Here is a 710-nt window from a genome sequence, read left to right as displayed (position 1 = left end):
GTGTCGGTTTGCGGTACGGTCGTCAATAGCTGAAGCTTAGTGGCTTTTCCTGGAAGCAGGGTATCACTCACTTCGTCTGCAAGCAGACTCGTTATCACCCCTCATCTCAGCCCGGCGGATTTGCCTACCAGGCACGACTACAGGCTTGAACCAACTATTCCAACAGTTGGCTGAGCTAACCTTCTCCGTCCCCACATCGCACTATTGATCGGTACAGGAATATTGACCTGTTTCCCATCAGCTACGCATCTCTGCCTCACCTTAGGGGCCGACTCACCCTACGCCGATGAACGTTGCGTAGGAAACCTTGCGCTTACGGCGAGCGGGCTTTTCACCCGCTTTAACGCTACTCATGTCAGCATTCGCACTTCTGATATCTCCAGCAAGCCTTACGGCTCACCTTCACAGACTTACAGAACGCTCCCCTACCACTTGCCTTTCGGCAAATCCGCAGCTTCGGTGTACCGCTTAGCCCCGTTACATCTTCCGCGCAGGACGACTCGATCAGTGAGCTATTACGCTTTCTTTAAAGGGTGGCTGCTTCTAAGCCAACCTCCTGACTGTTTTAGCCTTCCCACTTCGTTTCCCACTTAGCGGTACTTTGGGACCTTAGCTGGCGGTCTGGGTTGTTTCCCTCTTGACGTCGGACGTTAGCACCCGACGTCTGTCTGCCGTGCTCATACTTCCGGGTATTCGGAGTTTGCTATGGC

Annotated in this window: 1 rRNA gene; it reads right to left on the bottom strand. The window is 53.7% G+C overall.

The window, feature by feature from the left end:
* Positions 1–710 (bottom strand): 23S ribosomal RNA (locus ROI90_RS21105); the annotation flags it as partial.

Origin of the sequence: Hymenobacter endophyticus, assembly GCF_032464715.1 — a bacterium.
GTDB classification, from domain to species: domain Bacteria; phylum Bacteroidota; class Bacteroidia; order Cytophagales; family Hymenobacteraceae; genus Hymenobacter; species Hymenobacter endophyticus.
Note: the sequence above shows the minus strand (reverse complement) of the source record. Positions and strands in the feature narration are given on the sequence as shown.